This window comes from Streptomyces sp. S6 (assembly GCF_054880855.1).
This window is the reverse complement of sequence record NZ_JBTYMC010000754.1, coordinates 1-524: the sequence shown is the minus strand read 5'-3', so window position 1 is coordinate 524 and position 524 is coordinate 1. Positions and strand designations below refer to the sequence as shown.

The window sequence follows — 524 nt, the reverse complement described above, 5'->3', positions numbered from 1 at the left end:
GGCGCGGACGCCCCCGGCATGGCCGACCTGATCGCCGAACTCGACGCTCAGGGCGCCACCGTGCGCGCGGCGGCCTGCGACCTCACCGACCGGGACGCGCTCGCCGCCCTCCTCGACACCGTCCCCGACCTGCGGGCCGTCGTCCACACGGCGGGCACCGTCGCCGACGCCACCCTCACCGCCCTCACCCCGGAACAGGTCGACGCGGTCCTCCCGGTCAAGACCGAGGCCCTCGAACACCTCGACACCCTCGCCGCCGACCGCGCCCTGGACCGGTTCGTCGTCTTCACCTCCCTCGCCGGGGTCATGGGCGGCGCCGGACAGGCCAACTACGCGGCGGCCAACGCCTTCGCCGACGCCCTGTGCGCCCGCCGCGCCGCCGAGGGCAAACCGGCCACCGCGCTCGCCTGGGGCCCCTGGGAACGCGGGGAGGGCATGACCGCGAACGTCAGCGACAGCGACCTCGCGCGCATCGCCCGTATCGGCCTGCGCCGCCTCGACGCCCGCGAGGGCATGGCCCTCAT

1 protein-coding gene is annotated in these 524 nt (G+C 76.1%); it reads left to right on the top strand.

All coding sequences use genetic code 11. The annotated features are described in order from the left end of the window. Positions 1 to 18: 18 nt before the first annotated feature. Positions 19 to 524: SDR family NAD(P)-dependent oxidoreductase (locus ACVNF4_RS36870; RefSeq protein WP_461807151.1), on the top strand; the 506-nt coding region annotated here is incomplete at its 3' end.